Source organism: Natronorubrum tibetense GA33 (assembly GCF_000383975.1).
Lineage (GTDB): Archaea > Halobacteriota > Halobacteria > Halobacteriales > Natrialbaceae > Natronorubrum > Natronorubrum tibetense.
This window is the reverse complement of sequence record NZ_KB913017.1, coordinates 3039404-3061860: the sequence shown is the minus strand read 5'-3', so window position 1 is coordinate 3061860 and position 22457 is coordinate 3039404. Positions and strand designations below refer to the sequence as shown.

The window sequence follows — 22457 nt, the reverse complement described above, 5'->3', positions numbered from 1 at the left end:
AAAACCGACTCGTGAACCGACTTGGTTTCGCTCGTGGGAATTCAAGACGGAAATCTGGTCCCAACGAACCGTCACTCGGTTAGATATTTCGTTTTCGGGGTACTTCGCTCCGCTCAGTATCCATTCTTCGCATAAATTCAGTGAAACGCGTTCTCGCCGCTCTCCTGACGACCACGCCGAGCGAACCGACTCACTACCGTTCGTCGGAATCCAGCACGCGGATCTGGTCACCGCGAACCGTCACGCGGCTAAATTTTACTGCGTCGGGTTCGCTCACGGCGTTCGCTCACCACTCCTTGCAAAATTTAGTATAAAACTCTCTCGGCGCGAAGCGCCGAGCGAACCGACTCACTACCGTTCGTCGGAATCCAGCACGCGGATCTGGTCACCGCGAACCGTCACGCGGCTAAATTTTACTGCGTCGGGTTCGCTCACGGCGTTCGCTCACCACTCCTTGCAAAATTTAGTATAAAACTCTCTCGGCGCGAAGCGCCGAGCGAACCGACTCACTACCGTTCGTCGGAATCCAGCACGCGGATCTGGTCACCGCGAACCGTCACGCGGCTAAATTTTACTGCGTCGGGTTCGCTCACGGCGTTCGCTCACCACTCCTTGCAAAATTTAGTATAAAACTCTCTCGGCGCGAAGCGCCGAGCGAACCGACTCACTACCGTTCGTCGGAATCCAGCACGCGGATCTGGTCACCGCGAACCGTCACCGGAATCGGAACCGTCGCCTCGTACAGTTCGACGGTTACCTGATCCTTGCCCTCGTCAATACGCTGGACCTGGGCCTTCTCACCCTTGAACGGACCAGCGATGAGTTCGACGATGTCGCCCTCGGCGATCCCCTCGACGTCCGGCTTGGGCGAGAGGAAGTGCTCGACCTCCGAGATGTCGGACTCGCCGGGCACGATGCTCCGGGCGTGAGGGATGTCCTCGAGCACGCGGTTCAACACCGCGTTGCCCTCGGCTTCCACCATCACGTAGGAGGTCAGCGAGTCGGGGGCGAGGGCAGCGTGAATTTCGGGCTCCTCGCGGTTGATGATCATGTCTGCTACGGTGCGCTCTTGACTCGCCGTCGTCTTGACTGCGAAGATCCCCATCAGAGACCACCAGTCAGCACGAGCATGATGCCTCCAATGAGGAAGCCCATCAGCCCGATGAGCAGGATGCCTGCGCCGGCGATCTTCGATACCTGAAGGAACTCCTCAGTCGTGGGTGTCGTTGCCATCTTCAACACCCGAACGTACGAGGTCAGGTCGTACGGAACGTCCATGTCTGTCTGTTCACACTGGGGCGTCTTTTATCTGTCTTTCGTGTCCGGCGACGATTCGACTCGCGAACGGGTCGACGTTGCAGGCGACGGCCCGACGAACAAACCGCTCGAGGCCGAACCCGTGACCAATGGCTGAAGACGACGCAGACCGAGCGAACGAGTACGAGGCGGAACGAGAGGCAGAGATCGAGGACGAACTCGAGCGGGTCGATCAGGATCCCGACCAGGTGGACGCAGGCGACGACCTCGGCACCCAGAACGCACCTCGCGAAGAGGAACTGGACGACCTCGAGGACGCCGAAGGGGCGGACGGGGAATCCTGAGCCGAACGATTACTGCATCGCCGAACCCGTGTTTCTGTCGGAAACTCGACAACCTCGGCTTGGCCAGGGTTCCGAGGATCGACTCTCGCAATCGGCACCGGAGAGACAAGTACGGTCGTCAGATACTGACTCAGTCCCCAGACAGCGCAACGATGCTGGGGCTACCGTGTGGCGATCACGGCGCATCGACATCCGGCCGCGATTCGAGCGTCAACTCACCGATTCCGCGTTCGCCGTCGCGGATAATCTCGATCGGAATCGTCTCGTCGGGTGACGTCTCGAGGGCGAGCACCGACGAGAGCCGGTCTTGATTGGGAATCTCTTCGTCGTTGATAGCGACGATCACGTCGCCACCGACGGGGACAGCCGTCCCGTCGACTGTCTCGACGCCGGTCGCCGGCTGGAGGACGTCCTCGGCGGGCCCGTTCGGAATCGTTTCGGTGATCAACACGCCGCGTGGCTCCTCGAGATCGTTCGCCTCGGCGATCTGTGGCCCGACGGGCGTTACGCTGACGCCCATGTAGGGGTGTTCGTACGTGCCGTCCTCGACGAGTGCGGGGACGACGCGACTTGCGAGCGCGGCGGAGATGGCGAATCCGATCGTCTGTTCCACACCGGCGAAGGCGACGCCGACGACCTCGCCATCGAGGTCCACGAGCGGACCGCCGCTGTTACCCGGGTTAAGCGAGGCGTCGGTCTGGATCGCCGCCGGGATCGAGAACCCCGTCGGACTGGGAAGCGATCGATCGATCCCGCTGACGATCCCCTGTGAGATCGACGCGTCGAGCCCGAGCGGGTTGCCCAGGGCGAGTACTTCGTCCCCGATCGTCGGCCCGTCGGTCGCGAACTCGAGCCCGTCGGTATCGTCCGGCATGTCGTCGACCTCGAGGACGGCGAGGTCGCTGTGCACGTCCGTTCCCACGACTGACCCCTCTCGCCACTGTTCGTCGCGAAACTGCAGTTCGACCTCGTCTGATCCGTCGACGACGTGGGAGTTGGTCACCACGTGGTCGTCGACCACGAACCCGGAACCGAGTCCGCCGGGCGTCTCCTGACCGGGCTCGCCGGTGCCGGGGATGGTGATGAGCACAACGTCGTCGATCGACTCCTGGTAGATTTCGGCGTACCGTCCCGCCATGTCGGCGTCGGTCGTCCCGTTTTGATCGTCGGTACCGTCGTCGGCATCCTGTACACGCGTGCTCGCGCTCGAGAGGGTTCCGATCCCTGCTGCGGTCGCGATACCGGCACTCAGCCCCAGTAGCCGGCGGCGGCTGACAGGACGCTCGTCTCTCGACATACCCGGTCCCACCCCGACGAGGACAATAAAACACGTCCCAGCACCACCATCTCGAGGATGCAGGCGGTCTTGCGTCTGGAACTTTCTCGAAGGATGTACAGTTCGCGTGCGAGTGTTCCTGATCGTTGTCGGTATCCCCTTGATTGTTGTCAGTGCCCCCTCGAAACCGTCGCCCGAGAACCCCGAGCCGCCGGCCTGCTCTGGCGACTCGCTGAACTGTTACGTTCGTCGACGCGACTTACGCCTCGTCAAACAACGCAAATCGAAGATTTGCTAGCTTGACGAAGCTCACGCTTCGTCAAACAACCCAGAGCGAAGCTCTGTGAGTTTGACTTCGCTTCGCTCAGTCGAACAACGGAAGACTCGCGAAACTCGTCTTCCGAGCTCGATTTCGCTTCGCTCAATCGAACAACGCAAATCGAAGATTTGCTGGCTTGACTTCGGCTTACGCCTCGTCAAACAACGCTAATCGAAGATTTGCTGGCTTGACTTCGGCTTACGCCTCGTCAAACAACGCTGAGCAGAGCTCAGCGAGTTTGATGAATCTTATGATTCATCAAACAACTCCTCATCGTCGACCATCCGCTCCGCGACGACGTCCATGTCGAGGGTCACGCCGAGCCCCGGTTTCTCGGGAATCTCGATGTAGCCGTCCTCGATAACGTCCTCTTCGACCAGCTCCTCCCACCAGCCGAGTTCGTAGGAGTGGTACTCGACCGCCAGCGAGTTCGGAATCGCTGCCCCGACGTGGGCACTGGCCATCGTCGCGACGGGTGAGGCGACGTTGTGCATCGCCACCGGGACGTAGTACATATCCGCCAGGTCTGCGATCTTTCGGGTTTCGCGCATTCCGCCGACCTTCGGCATGTCCGGCGCGATGATATCGACGGCCTGCTCCTCGAGCAGCCGACGCTGGCCGTGTTTGCGATAGACGTTCTCCCCGACGGTGATCGGGGTCGTGGTCGACTGCGTGACCGCCCGCTGGACGTCGTGGTTCTCCGGCGGCACGGGGTCCTCGAGCCACCAGATATCGTACTCCTCGAGCCGCTTCGCGAGACGTTTCGCGCTCCCGCCCGAGAACGTCCAGTGGCAGTCGAAGGCGACGTCGGCGCGCGATCCGACACGCTCGGTGATCGCCTCGACGATCGAGGCCTTGTGCTCGATCTCGGGGCCGCGGAGGTGGCGATTGGCTCGGTCCTTCTCGTGGCCCGACGGCACGTCCAGATCGAACTTCAGCGCATCGTACCCTAACTCTTCGACGACGCGTTCGGCCTCGTCGGCGCAGGCTATCGGATCCGCCTCGTCTTCGGTGTGACAGTCACAGTAGACCCGCACCTCGTCGCGGTACTTCCCGCCCAGCAGCTGGTAGGCCGGTACCTCGAGGATCTTGCCCGCCAGATCGTGAAGCGCGACTTCGATGCCCGAAATCGCCGTCACCGTGACCCCGCCGATCGAACCCTCGCCTGACATTTTCTGGACGAGGTGCTCGGTGAGTCGATCGATATCGAGCGGGTTCTCGCCCTGCAGGAAGGGTGTCATGCGCTCGATCAGTTCCGGCGCGCCCGCACCCCAGTAGGCTTCGCCCGTGCCGACGATGCCTGCATCCGTGTAGATTCGCACGAGCGTCCACGGGAAGTTGCCGTCGACCATCGTCGTCTGGATGTCCGTGATCTCGACGTCCCGGCCGTTGCCGCGCTCCCGGGTCACGTTCATCGTCTCCGCCGAGAGATCCCGCATCGTGTACTCGGCGTTCGGATCGTGAAGCTGCGTGTAATCGACTCCCATGGCACAAATACTTACTTCGATAATAGTAATTGTTTCTATTCGCCGATCGACACCAACGGCATCGAGTCAGGATAAAACAGGATCGTGGCCGCAAACTCGAGCCGTGCTCAGAGACGGCTAAACTCGACGGCGGTCTTCACCACATCATCGCCGGTGTCGAACGCCCGTTCGAACTCCTCGAGTCCGTAGACGCCGGTGACGAACTCGTCGGTGAACCACGTCGGGAGCTGCGAGAGCGTATCGATCGCGGCCTCGAAGTGACCGCGGTGGGAGTTGACGGTCCCCAGCAGGGCCTTGTTGTGGAGGACGAGTTCCCGGTGGAGGCGACCGCCGTCGACCTCGAACTCCCAGGGTTCGGGGACGCCGAGTAGGACGCCGACGCCGTTCGGTGCGAGCGCGTCGACCGTCTCGAAGGCGTGTTTCGCGTGACCAGTCGCCTCGTAGACGAGGTCGATCGGCTCGTAAACGTCGGGAATCTCCGGAACGGGCGTTTCGCGGGAGTCGACGTACGTCGAGCCGAGTTCGTCGATGAGGTCGATCGTCGGATGCGGGCGATCCCGTCGGCCGAGACAGTAGGTCCGATCGATCTCGAGTACCTCCTCGAACATCGCGAGCGTGATCAGTCCGAGCGAGCCGTTGCCCAGCACGATGGCCGACTCGGGCTCCCAGTCGAACGCCGATCGGGAGGCGATCGCGTGCTCGATGGCCTTCTCGCTGATGCTGATCGGTTCGACCAGAAATCCGAGCGGGGCGAGCCGTTCGGGAATCGGGACGAGATATTCCGCGGGACTGGTGAAGTACTCCGCCATGAATCCGTGTCCGTCGACGATCCCTCGCTCGACGTACTCCCCCTCCGGAGCCATGTCAGGCTCGCCGCGTTCAAAATACTCGTTGGTCCCGTTTGGCGGCCGTCGAACGGTCGGGACGACGAACTCGCCTTCCTCGAGATCGGTCCCGTTCGCGTCCTCGACGACGCCGACGGCCTCGTGGCCGAGCACGAGTTGGTCCGCGCCGTCGGGGAGGTTTCCGTGGTGGCCCGCGATGACTTCGTGGTCGGTCCCGTCGACGCCGACGCGAAGCGTGCGAACGAGCGCTTCGCCGGGCTTCGGGTCGGGACGGGGTTTTTCGACGAGGACGGGCGTACCGGCCCCGGGTTCGACAGCGATCGCTTTCATAGCTCACCGAAGGATCCCCGGCTGCAAAAAGTTTACCCAATTCGTAGTAAATATTTGAACGGTGGTCGGCCACCGTCAGTAACTTTCGGTTTTCGAAGAGTTTCCGCTCTGCATACCGATGACTGTCACCCAGTGTATCGAACGTCGAAACGAACGTCCGCGCGCGCCGAAATGGAATTCTGCACCGTAGACGGGATTCTGACGATGAACGGTAAATTGCGAACGCGGGCAGCGGTCAGTCGTCCCGTGCGGATTCGACGGTCTCGACGAACTCGGCTGCCGTCTCCCGAACGCGGTCCATGTCGCCGTCGGCGATCGCGTCGTAGTCGACGAGCGCGCTGCCGGCACCGACGGCCACCGCGCCGGCGTCGAAGTACGACTCGACGTTCGCCGGCGAAATGCCGCCGGTGGGAATCACGTCGACGTCGCCGAGTGGCCCTCGAATCGCCCCGATGTGGCCTGGCCCGACGGTCGAGGCCGGGAACAATTTGAGCACGTCCGCACCGGCCTCGAGCGCCGTGACGGCTTCGGTCGGCGTCATGACACCCGGTGCCGAGAGCACGCCCTGTCGGTTACACAGTCTGACAGTCTCGACGTCGGTGTGCGGCGAGACGACGAACTCGGCGCCCGCGTCGATTACCGATTGGGCCGTCGGCGCGTCGAGGACGGTCCCCGCGCCGACGATCGCGCCGGTGTCCTCGAGTTCGCGGTCGACGGCGGCGATCTGTTCGCTCGCACGCGTCCCGTCCGCGGTGATCTCGAGCGCGTCGACGCCCCCCTCGTGAATCGCTCGCGCGACCGGAACGATCTGTTCCTCGTCGATTCCGCGGAGCACGGCGATCACGCCGCTCTCGACGACCCGATCTCTGACCGACTGACGCTCAGACATCGGCGATCCCTCCCGCAATGTGGCAGTGACGATCCATCACGACGGACCGTTCACGCCCCCGACTCAAGAAATTTACTCACAGATGAAAAATCCGATTACCCGGTTCCTCACTCCTCGAGCGCGCGGACGGTGACCGATTCGGCTTCGAAATCCTCGAGGAACGCACCCGTACCGCCGATCGTGTAGCGCTCGCCGTCGACGTCGAGTTCGAAAGCGTTCTCGATCGGTACCGTCGACGAGACGGGGCGGACGAGACTCTGTCGGACGGCGACGATCTCGCCGGAGAGCGTCGACGGGAGATCCCGGTCCCCGACGGGCGACCCCGTGACGGTCGCCTCGATCCGGCTGTCCGTGGCGCGGTGGAGCGCGATCTGGAAGACCGCGTTGCGGAATCCCTCGAACGTCCGCGGGAGTTCCCCGGGTGCGCTCACGTAGCGTTCCTCGGCGGTCGGCCAGTAGTTCGCGAGAAAAGAGCCGGCGAAGACGGGGGCGAGCTGTGGCTGTGAGATGCTGATCGCCTTCGTCTCGCTCGTCGAACTCGTCAGCAGTTGACTGGGAGCGAGCAGTCCGTGCTGGGCGTCGACCGTGAGCATCGTTGGCACGAGCGCATCCCACGTCCGGACCGTGCTCGCCGTCCCGGCGAGCGAAGCGATGTCCTGATCGTCGTCGGTGCCCCCTAACAGGAGCAAGACCAGGACACCCCGGTCGACGGTCTCTTCGAGCGTTGAGCGGATCTGGGGCAGAATCTCGACGGGCAGCGAAAGGGTGACCTCCGTCTCCGCGGCGGCCAACAGCTCCTCGATCCGTTTGAGCACCGTCTGGCGGGACTTGATCACCTCGAACTGCTCGCCCGTCCGCTCTGTCGTCGTGTACCGCGACTGTAACTCCGGCTCGATCGCTTCGACGCTGTCGGTAAGTCGGCCGATGACCGTCTCGGGCTGGACGGGCCGAATAACGGTCGGGACGGCGTGGTCGTCGACCTCGACGAAGCCGCGATCCTCGAGTTCCTCGCTGATGCTGTAGACGTACCGCTTCGAGACGTCCGCAGCGTCGGCGATCGTACTCGCCTTCGACTCGCCGTGATCGAGTATCGCGAGGTAGGTGTCGATCTCCTTCGCTGACAGGCCGAACTGCGCGAGCAGGTCGCCGAGATCGTCGGTATCCATGTATACTCAGTAGTTCACAATTGTCCGGTTGCGCTAAAAGATTCCCGATCACCGGGTCTCGATGCCGTCAGCAGACCGCCGTAACTGTGCCGGTCGGTCCCTGGAACCCAACTCCTCGCCCGCCAACGCTCCGAACGCCGCTTCGATCTTGCGTGAAAAGTAGGAACACATTTTTCAACAAGATTTAATGGTCCGGGCACTAACCGAACGTACGATGGAATTACACGGCGCCCTCAACGATTTCAAGCGCTCTCAGGGCGACCCTCGGCGGTTTCCCGGGGAGCGACGCTCGACAACGGGACTGTTCTCCGGTCTCGACGACAGACTCGTCCACGTCGCGCCCGACGGATCGATCAGCGACTACTCCTACCCGCTCTCCGGCGTCGCCGGCATCGAACGCTCCCGATTCGGTCTCGAGTTGGACGGCGAAACCCACTGGTTCGAGGACGGAGACCAGCGGTACGTCGAAGACACGGCGGTCGTCGAAACCGTCCACGAAGTCGCCGGCTACAGCTGTACCCAGTACGATCTCGCGGTGGATCACGGTCACACGACCCACTTCGTGCTCGACGACGCAGCGACCGACATCGACGCCTCGATCACGGCCTGTTTCGGGTTCGCCCCCGAGGGGCGAGCGAGCCGAATCGGCCAGCTCTGGCACGGCGACGCCGTCGAAATCTACCACGACAGCGAGCGCGACTTCGTCGCCGCGTCGACCGATATCGACGTGTCAGGGCAGGTCCCCGAGCGCTTCGAGGAGTTACTCGAGCCGGAGCCGGCGGCGTTTCCGCGCTCCGAAGACGACGACCGGTACGAGGAGGCCCGACTCAGCCCGATTACGATGGTCGAGTTCGAACTGACCGGTTCGGCGCCGAAGGCGACCGTCGCAACCCTCCTGACAGAGACAGCCGATCGCGACGACGCACTCGAACGCGTGCGATCGAACGCGATGGCTCACGGGGACCGCGAGTCGATCGTCGACGCGGGTCACCGTCAGGCTCGCGACCGGCTTCCGGACGCAGCACCCGGAATCGACCGCGGGTTCGCGGATCTGCGGGCGCTCTGTCTCCTACGGTCGTCGACGGGCGCGCGGATCGCCGGTCCCGAGTTCGACCCCTTCTACCGCTACTCCGGCGGCTACGGCTACACCTGGTTCCGCGACGACGCCGAAATCTCCCGGTTCCTCCTCGACGCCGACGAACGGACGGGACTCGGTCTCGAGTCGTGGCACGAAGCGAGTGCGAACTTCTACGCCGACACGCAGCGCCCCGACGGCACGTGGCCCCACCGCGTCTGGCCGTACAACGGCCGACTCGCGCCGGGCTGGGCGAACGGTCGGCTCGAGGCGGACAACACCGCAGACTACCAGGCCGATCAGACGGCGAGCGTCGCCGCCTTTCTCGCGACCTACCTCCGGCGGGTCGACTCCGGCGACGAGCGGGTTCACGAGACGCTAACGTCGGCGCTCGAGGGCATGGACGCGACCCTCGCAGACGACGGGCTGCCCGAGCGCGTCCAGAACGCCTGGGAGAACATGACCGGGCGGTTTACGCACACAACGGCGACGTTCCTCGAGGCCTATGCCGCCATCGCTCGAGCGCCGGTCGATGAGGACGTCGCGGCCCACGCGAGAGCCCAGGCGACTCGCGTCTACGAGGCGTTCGACGACCTGTGGGCGTCCGAACGCGAGTGCTACGCGATGCGCCTCGACGGCGACGACCTCGACGATCGCCTCGACGGAAGTACGCTCGCGCTCGCGTCGGCACACAACGAGTACGACGCGATCGCAGCCGTCGACGACGAGCGACTCGACCGCCTCGTCTCCCACGTCGAGACGACGCTCGACGGGCTCTATCGCGATCCGGAGGGACCGATCGAGGGGCTGGCGCGCTTCGAGGATGACCCCTGGCGGCTCCGGGAGCAGGCGGAGGCGAAGATCTGGACGGTGACGACCGCGTGGGGAGCCCATGCAGCCGTCGAACTCCGCGACCTGCTCGACTCGAACGGCCACGACCGAGCCACCGAGTTCGACGCCCGCGCTCGAGCGTTACTGGCGCTGGTCGCGCCCGGCGGCTCGCTCCGCCGGCCCGGTGCGTATCTTCCGGAACAGCTGTTCGACGACGGCACGCCGGACAGCGCGACCCCGCTCGGCTGGCCGCACGCGATTCGCCTTGCGACCGCCAGCGCGCTCGAGGCGGCCGACGCGGTCGAGTCGTCGACTGTCGAGACAAGTGGCAGGGCGGCGAGCCACGAGTAACGGCGTCTAAACGAGTCATTCGGTCTTCTTCGGCCAGAAGTATGTACAGCTATGGCGTCAGCTCGGTTTCGGCGAGAGGGTCGAACGGAATCAGTACAGTAGTACGCGAACAACGAGCGCAGTTCGAGTTCGAGCGCCTGCCGATCGACCGGCCGAATGTGCGGAAGTGGCCTTGTTGAAACCTTCAATCAGTGATAGATTTCAGCAGCCCTGCTGAATACAGAGGATGAGTGCAGCAAACGTTAATTCCGAATTGGAAACTGTTCTATCGGTCTCGACGGGGCAACCGCTCAGCATTCGGCCATCGCAAGGTATTCTTCCCATGAAATCGAGTATCGATGCGCATCAACAACGGTCTCGTCCACCGGAAGCCAATTTCGCAGCAGGCCCTCGTATTGGCCACCATACCGTTCGACGTACTTGCTGATCGCCCGTCGGGACTTTTCGTTCCCGTCGATGTAGACGGCGACGACGAGTTCGAGATCGAGTCGATCGAATGCGACGGACAGCATGGCATCGGCTCGTTCACCGGAATATCCACGTCCCCAAAATGGCTTATCGAGGAGAATTCCGAGGTTGGCGGATCGTTTTTCCCAATTTGGGTACAGTCCCGTCGTTCCGGCGATGACGCCTGCCCCGTCTTCCTCTTCTTTCGGGCGGATCACGTATTTCGCACCCTCAACATCGTTCCACAGACGTTCAGCCTCATCCACGTAGTCGTAGGTCTCTTTCACCGTCTCGTGGGGAGACGAATCCCAGTACTCGAACAGTTCCTCCGTATCGTCTCCGTTGGAGTAGAGTTCGTGAAGCTCGAACACATCGACGGAGTCGTGCGAAATCCGTTCGAGGTCAAGTCGGTCCGTCTCGATGTGGTCAGGGAACATAGTAGATCATCAACGGTCTACGATCACTTGCATCGGTCCACCAGCGTCCTTCCATGCGGAGATCCCACCGGCGAGGTGTCCGACGCGGTCGAATCCCAGTTCCTGCGCCCGCTGTGCAGCCAGCGCCGAGCGTGCACCACCCGCACAGTAGAAGATGATCTCGGTTGCATCGTCGAGCGCACAAACGTACCGCCTGTTGTCGGGATCCAGATGAGCCTCCAGCTGTCCCCTCGATGCGTGGATGGCTCCGGGAATCATCCCGTCGGACAGTTCGACAGCGCCGCAGACGTCCACAAAGAGGACCTGAGTTTCTCCGGTCAGATCAATTGCGTCCGCTGGCGTATACACCCTGACGGTGGCTTCGGCCGCGCTGACCAGCTCGTCGTATCCAGTCTGTATACTGTTCCTGTGATGCTCCCGTTTGGCTTCGGGTGATGCCTCCGTTGTTTCCCAGCCTGATTGTCGCGTCGCTGGTCGCTCTGCTACTGTGGTCTCCTTCGCCGATGGACCCGGCATCGATTCGCCAAACTCACTCATCGACAGTCCCTCCGTCAGTCCGCGCCGATTCGGACGGCGTAACGCCGTGATTGCGGCTGAACACGTTCGTCGGGTCGTACTGGTCCTTGACCTCGACTAAGCGGTCGTGCGTTTCGTCGCTACGAGGGCTCCGTTGGGGTTCGCCGTCCTCGTCCTCGCCCAGTCCAGGGAAGTTTCGGTAGCCCTCGCCTGGGGAGTGGACCTGCACGTCCCGCTGGAAGGACCGCGCCCAGTCGAGAATCGCCTCGTCAGCGTCGGAGTCGTCCCACTTGCAGTCGATGGCGAGAAGGTACGGGTGGTCTCGGCCGTTGAATGCCGTGGCATGCTCCGGAACCTCGGTAATTGCCCCACCCAGGTTCCAGACGTAGTAGAGTATCCGAGGGTCAGGCCGCGACGGCTCACGCTCGACGATCTCCGTGATGACCTCGTCGTCCAGCGAATCGAGGTAGACCGAACCCTGATAGTACCGATGCTCGTGGGCCGGGAAGAACGGGTCGAACCCCTGCTGGAGGTCGAGATATCGCGTCCGACCGCTGAAGTCGAACAGCGGCGAGCCGAACTCCCGAAGCGGCCGGAGGAGGTCCTCACCCTCTTCGGGGTCGCCAGCGTGGACGGCGGTGATGATGGCGACCGGGTCGTCGTGGTACTCCTCCGGAAAGTGGGGGTCTTCCGGTATGCCCCAGATGATCGCCTCCCCACTGACCGTTCGCGGCGCGGTCTCGACGAAGTCGCGCCAGGCCTTGAAGACCGCCGCCGCGTCCTCGATGGGGTGCCACGTCTCCACCGTGGCCAGCTCAGTCCCGATCGGGTGTGCCTCGAACTCGAAGGCAGTCACGATACCGAAGTTACCGCCACCCCCGCGGACCGCCCAGAAAAGGTCTGGATGCTCATCCTCGCTGGCGGTGAGGAAGCGGCCGTCGGCAGTGACTAGATCGACCGAGACGAGGTTGTCGCAGGTCAGTCCGTACTTTCGACGGAGGTGGCCGTACCCGCCACCGAGGGTGAGACCTGCGACACCAGTGTGGGAAACGACCCCACCCGGAACTGCGAGTCCGAACGTTTGCGTCGCATGATCGACGTCCCGCCACGTGGCACCGCCGCCGATGCGAACGCGCCGGGTGTCTGGGTCTACGTCAACCCAGTTCATCGGGGAACAGTCGATGACGATCCCGTCGTCACACGTTCCGAGACCAGCAGCGTTGTGTCCCCCACCGCGGACGGCAACGAGCAGGTCCTGCTCGCGGGCGAACTCGACCGCGCTGATAACGTCAGCGACGTCTTGGCAGTGAGCGACCAGATCAGGACGTTTGTCGATCATCCCGTTCCAGACTGTGCGAGCGTCGTCGTAGCCGGAATCCTCGGGGCGGATCAGGTCGCCGAGAAATCCCGATTCAAATTCATCGATGTGATCACCGTTTTCTGCTTCAGATCCCATATGACACGATGCGACCGCAAAATCGTTATAGATTCCTGCTGAAAGATCTTCGTCGTGCAAAATCTTTCACGGCGTAAAAAACCAATCGGTCAGCCCACGGTGATTCGGCCTATTCGAGCGATCGCAGTACCCCGTGTTCGTATGCGTCCCTGAGCGGCTGCGCTTCTGCACGGAACTGCTCGTAGTACGACTCCGCCCACGTTCGCATGTCGCTACTGGTCGTCTCGATGAGCGCCTGTAATCCACCCTTTTCGTGATCGTAACAACAGATGGTCACGCAATCGTCGAAGAGAGAGATTTCGTACCGATCTTCCATTGGCAGGTTCTCGTGCAACAAGACGGTGTAGCTGTCGCTGTCGGCTGCCTCCATGATCGTTTCCGTGTCCCCCCACGATAGGAGTTCATCGAACACTTCGGGCGGGTAGATGTACTCACAGTGGAACTCATCATGCTGGTCGAGGAGCCGATCGAATGAGGTCTCCAGCGTCCGTAACCCTAACATTGCCACGCCAACCCCACGCCACGTAGATGTCTCCGTGATCAACTCGATACGGCGTTTAGTGGATTTATCGGGGTACCCGGCATTCGGGCGAGTGACCGTCACATCCGTAAACAGATCGACGCTGAACCCATCTAATTCATGAGGTAACCACCGCCAGACGTCACGAAGTTGGTGTTCAATCGACATCGCGTCCACAAACTTCCCTAGTCGATCGGCAACGAACTCGCCCAGACCGGTCAGCTGGTACCTCCGGTCCTCCCGTTCGATCCAATTGCGATTCTCGAAGTCGGTGAGAATTCGGCTCATGGTTGGCGACGAAGCCCCCGTCGCGGATCGCAATGCGTCACGGTCATTCGGACCCGAGGCCAGCGTGTCTAGCACGGCGACCCGGTGGTCCGACGTGACGAGAAATTCGATGTCATCGGGTGTCCCATTCATGGTCTTGGTATGTGCTGGCACACAAAAATCGTATAGGTGGCGATCGCTGCGAATGGTCCATCTGTGCATGAAACATTCGCACCCTGTATTCAGCACGCCACACTTATTAGACAGTTACAATTTTAACAGAGCCGCGGAAGCCGGTTACTGAGCCGGCGCTTCCGGCGGTTCGGACTCGATGCCGAAAATATCGACGCCGCGATCCCGATCGAACAGGTGGAGATCGGACTCCGAGAACGTCAACGTCACTTGCTCTCCGGTCTCCGGAGTGATCGTCGACTCGACCCGAACGATGAAGTCCTCGGCGATGTCGACGTGCAGGTAGTTGTCCGAGCCGACGGGTTCGACGACCTCGACGGTGGTTCGGACCGTGTTGTCGGCCGTTCCGTCGGCGACCGAGACGTTTTCCGGTCGGATCCCGAGCGTGTATCGGTCGGCCGAGAGTTCCCCGGCGTGTCGGTCGACGTACGCCGTCGAGAGGTCGAACTGGAACCGGTCACCGGGACCGAGCAGCCGGATCCCATCGCCCGTCCGTTCGACATCGACATCGACGAAGTTCATCGACGGAGAGCCGACGAAGCCGCCGACGAATCGGTTGACAGGGTTCTCGTAGACGTCCGTCGGCGGACCGGTCTGCTGGAGGATACCGTGGTTGAGGATGACCATCCGATCGCCCATCGTCATCGCCTCCTCTTGATCGTGCGTGACGTAGACGGCGGTGATCCCGAGTTCGTCCTGAATGCGCTGGATCTCCGCGCGCATCTCCGTCCGGAGGCTCGCGTCGAGGTTGGAAAGCGGCTCGTCGAAGAGGAAGAGATCCGGCTCGCGAACGATCGCCCGCCCGAGCGCGACGCGCTGTTTCTGCCCGCCCGAAAGCTCGTCGGGTTTGTCCTCGAGCAGGTCAGCGATCCCCATCATTTCGGCTGCCTCGACGACGCGGCGTTCGCGTTCGCTCTCATCGAAATCGGTACTCATCCGAAGTCCGAACTCCATGTTCTCGAAGACGGTTTTGTGGGGGTAGAGCGCGTAGTTCTGGAATACCATCGCGACATCCCGGTTTTTCGCGTGGACGTCCGTGACGTCCTCGTCGCCGATCGTGATCGTTCCTCCGGAGGGCTCCTCGAGGCCGGCCAACATTCGGAGCGTCGTCGTCTTTCCGCAACCGGACGGACCGACGACGGTAATGAACTCGCCGTCTTCGATATCGAGATTCAGATCGTCGACGGCGACGATCGAGCCGCGGTCGTATGTCTTGCGGAGCGAGTCGACGCTAACACGTGCCATACAGGAACGGTTTGGCGACCGTCTACAAAACCCTTTCTCAATAATCTGAATCTGTGGTGTACTATTTCATCTACTTTAGAGAGGACGATGTCGGTACGTTACAGTCATTCCGTGAAAGAAACGTACATTGGAGACGAACTAAGCGGCCAACACACTACGATCGTACGCGAATATTGGCAATAATGAGGCATATGACTCCATCTACTGCATATATAATTAATAATTCAGAGACATCTATTCGGGAGAGTCTATACAATCCATACCCACAACTATTAAATATGTGAATACATAATACATCACTGATTGAGGCATGACAATGAACCGCAGATCAATCCTGAAGGGAGTCGGTGGAACGGCCGCAGCAACGACGCTCGCGGGCTGTATTGGGGGACTGTTCACTGGTGACGATCCGGAAGTGCTCTGGCACGAGTTCCAGGACGCGGAAGGGGAGCAGTTCAACGACTTCCTGGACGAGTTCAACGAGGAGACCGGCCACGACCTCGGTTCGAACTCCGTCAACGAGATGGAAGAGCAACTCGAGACGGCGCTCCCCGCCGGCGAGGGACCCGTCGGCTTCACCTGGGCTCACGACTGGATCGGGCTCTATCACGACGAAGGCTACCTGTACGATGCGACCGACGACATCGGCCTGGATCTCGAGGACACCTACTCGGAAGCGGCGGCGGAGGCAGTCCAGTGGGAGGGGAACACCTACGGACTCCCGTACGCGGCGGAGACCGTGACGCTGATGTACAACCGGGAGATGGTCGAGGAGCCGCCGGAGACGATCGACGAGATGGAAGAGATCATGGAAGACTACCACGACCCCGACGGCGAGGGGACGTACGGTCTCGCCTACCCGCCGACGGACGTCTACTTCATGAGCGCGTACCTGCAGGCGTTCGACGGCCTGCTGTTCGACGAGGAGGCGGACGAGCTGGGCGTCGATTCGGACGCCGTGATCGAAGGCGGGGAGTTCATCGAACAGTCGCTCTACCCGTACACGCCCTCCGCATCGGACAACGAGGCCCACGAGGCGACGTTCGGCGACGGCAACGCGCCGTTTACGATCAACGGTCCGTGGATGACCGGCGAGTACGCCGACCTCGACCTGGGCGTTGCTCCGCTCCCGCTGCCCGACGGCGGCGAGCCGACGCCGTTGACCGGCATTCCGCTCTGGTACTTCACGACCGAGGGCGAGGAAGCCGACGAGGGGACGCTCGAGGCCGTCGTGGAGTTCGCCGAGTGGTACACCACCAACGACGACGTGATCACCAGTAACGCGGACAACGGCATGATTCCGGTCCACAACGACCACGTCGGCAGCGACGAACTCGGCGAGACGGTTGGCGCGTTCAGCGAAACCGTCGATATGGGCGTCCCAATGCCGGCAGACGCGAAGATGGACTCGGTCTGGGCCCCGATGGAAGACGCGCTCGATCAGCTCTTCTCCGGCAGCGAATCGGCGGCCGACGCGTTCGAAACGGCAGCCGACGAGATTCGCGGCAGCTGGGACTGACGACGAACAATGGGTGTCTTTCCCTCCGGACGGTCGACAACGGAACTCGTCGACGATCTGAACCTCGAGACTAGAGATCTCATCGGGTGGCTCCTCGTGCTCCCCGGGCTGTTGCTGTTCTCGATGTTCATGATCTACCCGATCGCGATGCTGCTCTACATCTCGCTAACCGACGCGACGACGGCCGGCTCGGTCGTCAGCGGCGAGACGTCGGTCATCGGGTTCGACAACTACGTCGAACTGCTCACCGACTGGCAGTTCTGGAACTCGATGTCCATTACCTGGCTCTATCTGGCACTGAGCCTCGTGCTCAAGGTGATTTTGGCCATCGGTCTCGCTATGGTTTTGACCCACGAGCGGGTCAAAGGCAAGCGCTACATGCGGGCAATCGTCATCATTCCGATGGGGTTCCCGCCGATCTTTACGATCAGCATCTGGCGGGCGATGTTTAGCGGGGCGCGGTTCGGACCGATGAACGAGTTCCTGTCGATGTACAACGGGGCCGTAACCTCGGTTACGGGCATCGTCGATACGATCGTCTTCTTCACGACGGTCAACGCGCCGCAGTTTCTGTTGGCCGACGTTCCCGTCGGGTTCCTCTCGAGTCGATGGACCGCGTTCGCAGCGTACGTGACGACGGAAGTCTGGCTTGCGTACCCGTTCATGGTCATCATCATCGTGAGTGCGCTACAGGATGTCCCCGGAGAGCTCCAGGACGCGGCGAAAGTCGACGGCGCGGGCTTCTTCCATCGGTTCGTCAACGTGACGTTCCCGTCGATCAAGGGTCCCGTCATCTTCGCGTCGATCCTGACGGCCGCGACATCGTTCCAGAACTTCCTCATCCCGTGGGTATTGAATCAGGGTGGTCCGGCCCGCCAGAACGAACTCATTCTGGTGTACGGCTACCGTGAAGCGATCATCGAGAACCAGTTCGCGCTGGCCTCTTCGATCATGACCATCGCGATCATCATCATTGGGATGTTCATGCTACTCGCGGTGAAGAAAACGAACATCGCGGAGGGAGCAGCATAACGATGAAAGGACTCTACACTGCGATCGTCGATCTGAAGGCCGGCCGTCGAACACCCGAAGACGTCGCGAAAACGGCGCTCGCGACCGGGTTCGCCGTCTCGATACTGCTCGTGTTGATGTTCCCGGTCTACTGGGTGGTCACCGCCTCCCTCTCCGGGGGAAGCACGCTGCTCACGTCCGACGGCGTGTTCGCTGATCCGACGGGGTACAACCTCGAGGCCTATCGAACCGTCCTCGGCGGCGATCGATTCTGGAGTGCGCTCCAGAACAGCCTCGTGGTGGTCTTCGTCACGGTCAGCGTGACCATCACGCTTGCCGTGCCCGGCGCGTACGCGCTCTCGCGCCGAAAATTCATTGGCAAGAGTAACGTCCTCTACGGCTACGTCCTGTTCACGCAGGTCGGTGCGGGGCTCTCGATCGCGGTTCTCGTCGCGCTCTACGCCCTGTTCGTCGAGTTCGGCGTCAACAACAACCTGCTCGTGCTCGGGTTGTTCTACGCCGGCGGGGCGATTCCGTTCAACACGTGGCTGTTGAAGCTGTTCATGGACAACATCCCGGTCTCTTACGAGGAGGCGGCGATCGTCGACGGTGCAAGCCAGTGGCAGGTGATGCGTGAGATCATCCTCCCGCTCGCCAAACCGGGGCTCGCCGTTGTCCTCGTGTTCGCGTTCCTTGCGGGCTGGAACGAGTTTATCGTCGCCCAGACGCTGCTCTCGCCGGGGAACGAGACCCTCTCGATCGAACTCTACGGGCTAGCCACCGGGAGCCGTCACTCCACGCCGTGGACGGAGTTCGCGGCATTTGCGATCCTGTTTGCGCTCCCGGTCGCGCTCATCTACTTCTTCGCCCAGAGCTACGTCGAGAGCGGCCTCTCGTTCGGCGGCATGGAAGGCTGAGCGCTCTCGATTCGACGCCGTTTTTTCCGATATCGGTCCGTTGTCGGTACCCGGCACTACCAGAATGAGCCATGAGTACGTCAACACCGGCTTCTGTCGACAGCATCAGTCGCCCGTCGACTCGCTCTCGAGAACGACGACGCTGTCCACGACGATGTCGCCGGTCGCCGAATCGACGACCGACTCGCCGGTCAGCAGATCCGTCTCGTCGACCTGCTCCTCGAGTTCCACCGTCGCGGCTCCCTCGCCGAAGTGAATCGCGACGACGACTCGCCGGTCCTCCTCGGGCACAAACCGGACGAACGCCACCATGGCGTCCGTCTCCGACTCGTAGGCGATCCGCTCGAGGCTTGCGTCGGTCTGGAGCGCGGACTCCTCGCGGCGAATCTCGAACAGCCGTTCGTAGTACGCGAGCAGGGACTCGTCGAACGCGCCCCAGTTCATCGGCTCGCGCCGACCGCGGACGCCGGTCTCCTGTCCGTAGTAACACATCGGCGACCCGGGGAGGGTGAACGTCGCCGCGGCCGCGGCACGCTGTGCCTCTCGGCCGTATTCGTCGAGATACCGGTCAGTATCGTGGTTCTCGACGTACAGCAGCCACTCCGAGTCCGGGTGAGGGCCGCGTCGAGGGCGATCCTCGAGCGCGTCGAGAACGGCGTCGGCGGTCGACGTGTCCAGGTGTGCAGCCCGATCCACGAACTCGTCGGCGACGGCGTCTTCTTCCTCGTCGGGTGTCGCGTCGGTGGCGTCCGCCTCACCAACCGTCCCAGCCATGGCCGACTGCCCGGTCCCGAACCGCTCGCCCAACCGCTCGAGCGTGTCGTGAAGGACATCGTCGTGGTGCATGTGGAAGCGCCCGCCGCCCATCTCGACGTCGGATGGAAGGGTCTCGTCTAACAGGAAGAACTCACCGTCCGCGCTCGTCACACGGTCGTGGACCTCCGTCCAGAACGTCAGCGGGACGCCCCACGCGACATCGGCCCGAATACCATCGACCCGTTCGGCCCAGAAATCGACGACGGAAAGCAGGTACTCCCGAACCTCGGGGTTCCCGTAGTCGAGGTTCGGGATCCCGTCCCAGCCGAAGTAGGTGTCCGGATCGCGGGCCTCGAAATCGTCCCACCGGTACCAGTCGCAGTAGCGCTCGTGTTGGGGATGAGTCTCGTCGGCCGCGGCCTCGTAGAACGGGTGCGTATCCGCGGTGTGGTTGATCACGAGGTCGAAGACGACCCTGAAACCGCGGTCGTGGCAGGCGTCGACCAGCGCTTCGAAGTCGGCCATCGTCCCGAGATCCGCGTCGACGGTGAAGTAGTCCCGCGTGTTGTAGCCGTGGGGGCCGCCATGCGCCATCGGCGTTCCGAACCCGCTCTCGGCCTCGAGAAACGGCGTCAGCCAGAGGACATCGACGCCGAGACGCTCGAGGTGGTCGAGTCGGTCCGCGATGGTCTCGAACGTCGGCTCGTCCTGATCGGGAAACCGGCGGGTGAAGATCTCGTAGACGATCGAGTCCGCGACCCACGCCGGCGGTTCGAAGGGGTGCTCGACGCGGACCGTCCCGGTCTCCTCGTCGGGGACCAGTTCGATCGCGTCCGGCACGGAATGGCGCTCGGCCACGGCGACCCCGTAGATCCGGACTGGTTCGTCCACGGCGTCGATGGAAATCGTTCCGTCCGACTCGAGGAGGTCCGCATCCCGGTCGTCGACGTAGTACTCGACGGACGGCTCGCCACCGACACAGGTCGCTATCGGCGACAGGACGACCTGCTCGTCCTCGATTACCGCATCGAGTTCGATCCGCGGCCGGGGCGCGTCATCGTCCGCCTCGGGGAAGGCACGAATCGTCAGCTGATGGATTCCATCGGGTGCCTCGAGGGCGAGCGTGTAAACGCCCGGTACGTCCGGTTCGAACTCGGCGACCAGTTCATCGGTTGGTTCGGCAGTCGACCCGTCCGGCGAATCGACGAGGTGCCACTCGTAGGTCCCGTCGCCGTCGGGATTCCACGGCGCGAGGTCGTCGCGCGTCTCCATCTCCCGACCGTTCGGGTTCACGATACCGTCCCCGACGGTGACGAACCGCGGCGGACCGGGGTGGTGTGAGCCGTCTCCGCTCTCGAATTCGGTCTCGTTATTCAGGATCCCACCGTCAGTGGCAGTTCGTCGGTCGCAGTGCTCGTGGTCGCTGTTCCAGTTCACGATTCGACTCTCGACGGCCAGCGAGGTAAATATGTGGCGTACTACTACCTCACATTTCTAGCCATGTGAGAGACGATCGTATAAACGGGTCTCGGACGGTCGTCTCGAGGCAATTCACGCTTCGCTCAATCGAACATCGTGAATCGAAGAGTCACGAGCCCGACGCGGCGTGAGCCGCGTCGAACAGCGCAAATCGAAGATTTGCTGGCTTGACTTCGGCTTACGCCTCGTCAAACAACGCTGAGCAGAGCTCAGCGAGTTTGATGAATCTTATGATTCATCAAACAACTCCTCACCGTCGACCATCCGCTCCGCGACGACGTCCATGTCGAGGGTCACGCCGAGACCGGGTTCCTCGGGAACCTCGATGTAGCCGTCCTCGATGACGTCCTCTTCGACCAGATCTTCCCACCAGCCGAGTTCGTAGGAGTGGTACTCGACGGCCAGAGAATTCGGGATTGCAGCACCGACGTGGGCGCTCGCGACGGTCGCGACCGGTGAGGAGACGTTGTGCATCGCGACCGGCATGTAGTACATATCCGCTTTGTCGGCGATCTTCGCCGTCTCTCGCATGCCGCCGACTTTCGGCATGTCGGGCGCGATGATATCCACCGCCTGATTCTCGATGAGTCGGCGCTGGCCGTGTTTACGATAAACGTTCTCGCCGGCGGCGATCGGCGTCGTCGTCGACTGGGTGATCTCGCGCTGCACGTCGTGGTTCTCCGGCGGCACGGGGTCTTCGAGCCACCAGACGTCGTAGGGCTCGAGGGCCTTCGCGAGGCGTTTCGCACTCCCGCCGGAGAACGTCCAGTGGCAGTCGAACGCGACATCAGCACGGTGCCCGACGGCCTCCGTGACCGCCTCGACGATGCTCACCTTGTGGCCGATCTCCGGCTCCCGAAGATGGCGGTTCGCGCGATCTTTCTCGTGGCCAGACGGCACGTCGAGGTCGAACTTCAGCGCGTCGTAGCCCAGTTCTTCGACGACCCGCTCGGCCTCCTCGGCACAGGCGACGGGGTCGGCTTCCTCCTCGGTGTGGCAGTCGCAGTAGACCCGCACCTCGTCCCGGTACTTGCCACCCATCAACTGGTAGGCGGGGAGCTCGAGGATTTTGCCCGCCAGATCGTGCAGCGCGACCTCGATGCCCGAGATGGCTGTTATCGTCACGCCGCCGATCGAACCCTCGCCCGACATCTTCTGGACGAGGTGCTCGGTAAGCCGGTCGATATCGAGCGGGTTCTCCCCCTGGAGGAACGGCGTCATCCGTTCGATGAGTTCGGGCGCGCCCGCACCCCAGTAAGCTTCGCCCGTACCGACGATGCCCGCGTCCGTGTAGATTCGCACGAGCGTCCACGGAAAGTTGCCGTCGACCATCGTGGTCTGGACATCCGTGATTTCGACGTCCCGGCCGTTGCCGCGCTCTCCGGTGACCTGCATCGTTTCCGCCGAGAGATCACGCATCGTGTATTCGGCGTTCGGATCGCGCAGCCGTGAGTAATCGACTCCCATAGGAGTTGGTCGTTCGCAGATCAGTAATAACTCGGGGCGGCGTTGTCTGCCTCGAGAG

General features: G+C 62.3%; 20 protein-coding genes. 6 read left to right on the top strand and 14 right to left on the bottom strand.

Features of this window, described 5'->3' with window-relative positions; genetic code table 11:
- Positions 1–667: 667 nt before the first annotated feature.
- Together NATTI_RS0115870 and NATTI_RS0115865 are read right to left on the bottom strand one after the other, a co-directional pair.
- Positions 668–1105: a transcription elongation factor Spt5 gene (locus NATTI_RS0115870; RefSeq protein WP_004217006.1), complete on the bottom strand. Its 438-nt coding sequence runs from the start codon at positions 1103–1105 to the stop codon at positions 668–670.
- Positions 1105–1278 (bottom strand): protein translocase SEC61 complex subunit gamma, encoded by a 174-nt coding sequence (locus NATTI_RS0115865; protein WP_006090494.1) that lies wholly within the window; start codon positions 1276–1278, stop codon positions 1105–1107. Before NATTI_RS0115865 ends, NATTI_RS0115870 begins: the two co-directional genes overlap by 1 nt.
- Between NATTI_RS0115865 and NATTI_RS26135 the strand changes: the two genes are divergently transcribed.
- Both NATTI_RS26135 and NATTI_RS0115855 read left to right on the top strand, forming a co-directional pair.
- A complete protein-coding gene (locus tag NATTI_RS26135) occupies positions 1277–1414 on the top strand; it encodes a hypothetical protein (protein ID WP_019991946.1) in 138 nt (45 codons plus the stop codon). The two genes, NATTI_RS0115865 and NATTI_RS26135, sit on opposite strands and share 2 nt — an antisense overlap.
- A complete protein-coding gene (locus NATTI_RS0115855) occupies positions 1407–1601 on the top strand; it encodes a hypothetical protein (RefSeq protein ID WP_006090493.1) in 195 nt (64 codons plus the stop codon). The genes NATTI_RS26135 and NATTI_RS0115855 overlap by 8 nt, the downstream gene beginning before the upstream one ends.
- 175 nt (positions 1602–1776) lie before the next feature.
- On the opposite strand, the gene NATTI_RS0115850 is transcribed toward NATTI_RS0115855, so the two are convergent.
- From NATTI_RS0115850 to NATTI_RS0115830, 5 genes are all read right to left on the bottom strand, one after another.
- On the bottom strand, positions 1777–2898 hold the full coding sequence (locus tag NATTI_RS0115850; RefSeq protein WP_006090492.1) for a S1C family serine protease: 1122 nt from the start codon (positions 2896–2898) through the stop codon (positions 1777–1779).
- Positions 2899–3444: 546 nt separating this feature from the next.
- Entirely contained in the window at positions 3445–4683 is a 1239-nt protein-coding gene (locus NATTI_RS0115845) for a mandelate racemase/muconate lactonizing enzyme family protein (protein ID WP_006090491.1), read from the bottom strand.
- A gap of 107 nt (positions 4684–4790) precedes the next feature.
- Positions 4791–5858, bottom strand: coding sequence for a glucose 1-dehydrogenase (locus NATTI_RS0115840; RefSeq protein WP_006090490.1), 1068 nt, complete (start codon positions 5856–5858; stop codon positions 4791–4793).
- Between the two features lie 235 nt (positions 5859–6093).
- Entirely contained in the window at positions 6094–6747 is a 654-nt protein-coding gene (locus NATTI_RS0115835) for a bifunctional 4-hydroxy-2-oxoglutarate aldolase/2-dehydro-3-deoxy-phosphogluconate aldolase (RefSeq protein WP_006090489.1), read from the bottom strand.
- 107 nt (positions 6748–6854) lie between these two features.
- Positions 6855–7913 carry a TrmB family transcriptional regulator gene (locus tag NATTI_RS0115830; protein ID WP_006090488.1) on the bottom strand — a complete coding sequence of 353 codons (1059 nt, stop codon included), beginning with the start codon at positions 7911–7913 and terminating at the stop codon, positions 6855–6857.
- 214 nt (positions 7914–8127) lie between these two features.
- On the opposite strand from NATTI_RS0115830, the gene NATTI_RS0115825 reads away from it, so the two are divergent.
- Entirely contained in the window at positions 8128–10170 is a 2043-nt protein-coding gene (locus tag NATTI_RS0115825; protein WP_006090487.1) for a glycoside hydrolase family 15 protein, read from the top strand.
- Between the two features lie 290 nt (positions 10171–10460).
- Here the strand turns inward: NATTI_RS0115825 and NATTI_RS0115820 are convergent, their stop codons facing one another.
- The 5 genes from NATTI_RS0115820 to NATTI_RS0115800 form a co-directional block, all read right to left on the bottom strand.
- Positions 10461–11054, bottom strand: a complete 594-nt coding sequence (locus tag NATTI_RS0115820; protein WP_006090486.1) for a GNAT family N-acetyltransferase — start codon at positions 11052–11054, stop codon at positions 10461–10463.
- A 9-nt stretch (positions 11055–11063) separates the two neighbouring features.
- Positions 11064–11591 (bottom strand): rhodanese-like domain-containing protein, encoded by a 528-nt coding sequence (locus NATTI_RS0115815; protein WP_006090485.1) that lies wholly within the window; start codon positions 11589–11591, stop codon positions 11064–11066.
- Positions 11584–13026, bottom strand: a complete 1443-nt coding sequence (locus NATTI_RS0115810; protein WP_006090483.1) for an FAD-binding oxidoreductase — start codon at positions 13024–13026, stop codon at positions 11584–11586. Before NATTI_RS0115810 ends, NATTI_RS0115815 begins: the two co-directional genes overlap by 8 nt.
- Positions 13027–13135: 109 nt before the next feature.
- Positions 13136–13966, bottom strand: coding sequence for a helix-turn-helix transcriptional regulator (locus tag NATTI_RS27500; RefSeq protein ID WP_019991945.1), 831 nt, complete (start codon positions 13964–13966; stop codon positions 13136–13138).
- 144 nt (positions 13967–14110) lie between these two features.
- Positions 14111–15250, bottom strand: coding sequence for an ABC transporter ATP-binding protein (locus NATTI_RS0115800; RefSeq protein WP_006090481.1), 1140 nt, complete (start codon positions 15248–15250; stop codon positions 14111–14113).
- A 316-nt stretch (positions 15251–15566) separates the two neighbouring features.
- On the opposite strand from NATTI_RS0115800, the gene NATTI_RS0115795 reads away from it, so the two are divergent.
- The 3 genes from NATTI_RS0115795 to NATTI_RS0115785 are packed head-to-tail and all read left to right on the top strand — an operon-like array spanning position 15567 to position 18697.
- The gene (locus tag NATTI_RS0115795; RefSeq protein ID WP_006090479.1) at positions 15567–16769 is read left to right on the top strand and encodes a substrate-binding domain-containing protein; all 1203 of its coding nucleotides are present in this window, start codon (positions 15567–15569) and stop codon (positions 16767–16769) included.
- A 9-nt stretch (positions 16770–16778) separates the two neighbouring features.
- Positions 16779–17801, top strand: a complete 1023-nt coding sequence (locus NATTI_RS0115790; RefSeq protein WP_006090478.1) for a carbohydrate ABC transporter permease — start codon at positions 16779–16781, stop codon at positions 17799–17801.
- Positions 17802–17803: 2 nt separating this feature from the next.
- Positions 17804–18697, top strand: a complete 894-nt coding sequence (locus NATTI_RS0115785; protein WP_006090477.1) for a sugar ABC transporter permease — start codon at positions 17804–17806, stop codon at positions 18695–18697.
- Between the two features lie 105 nt (positions 18698–18802).
- Here the strand turns inward: NATTI_RS0115785 and NATTI_RS0115780 are convergent, their stop codons facing one another.
- Together NATTI_RS0115780 and NATTI_RS0115775 are read right to left on the bottom strand one after the other, a co-directional pair.
- A complete protein-coding gene (locus NATTI_RS0115780) occupies positions 18803–20890 on the bottom strand; it encodes an alpha-amylase family glycosyl hydrolase (protein WP_019991944.1) in 2088 nt (695 codons plus the stop codon).
- A 270-nt stretch (positions 20891–21160) separates the two neighbouring features.
- Positions 21161–22399: a mandelate racemase/muconate lactonizing enzyme family protein gene (locus tag NATTI_RS0115775; RefSeq protein ID WP_006090475.1), complete on the bottom strand. Its 1239-nt coding sequence runs from the start codon at positions 22397–22399 to the stop codon at positions 21161–21163.
- Positions 22400–22457 lie beyond the last annotated feature (58 nt).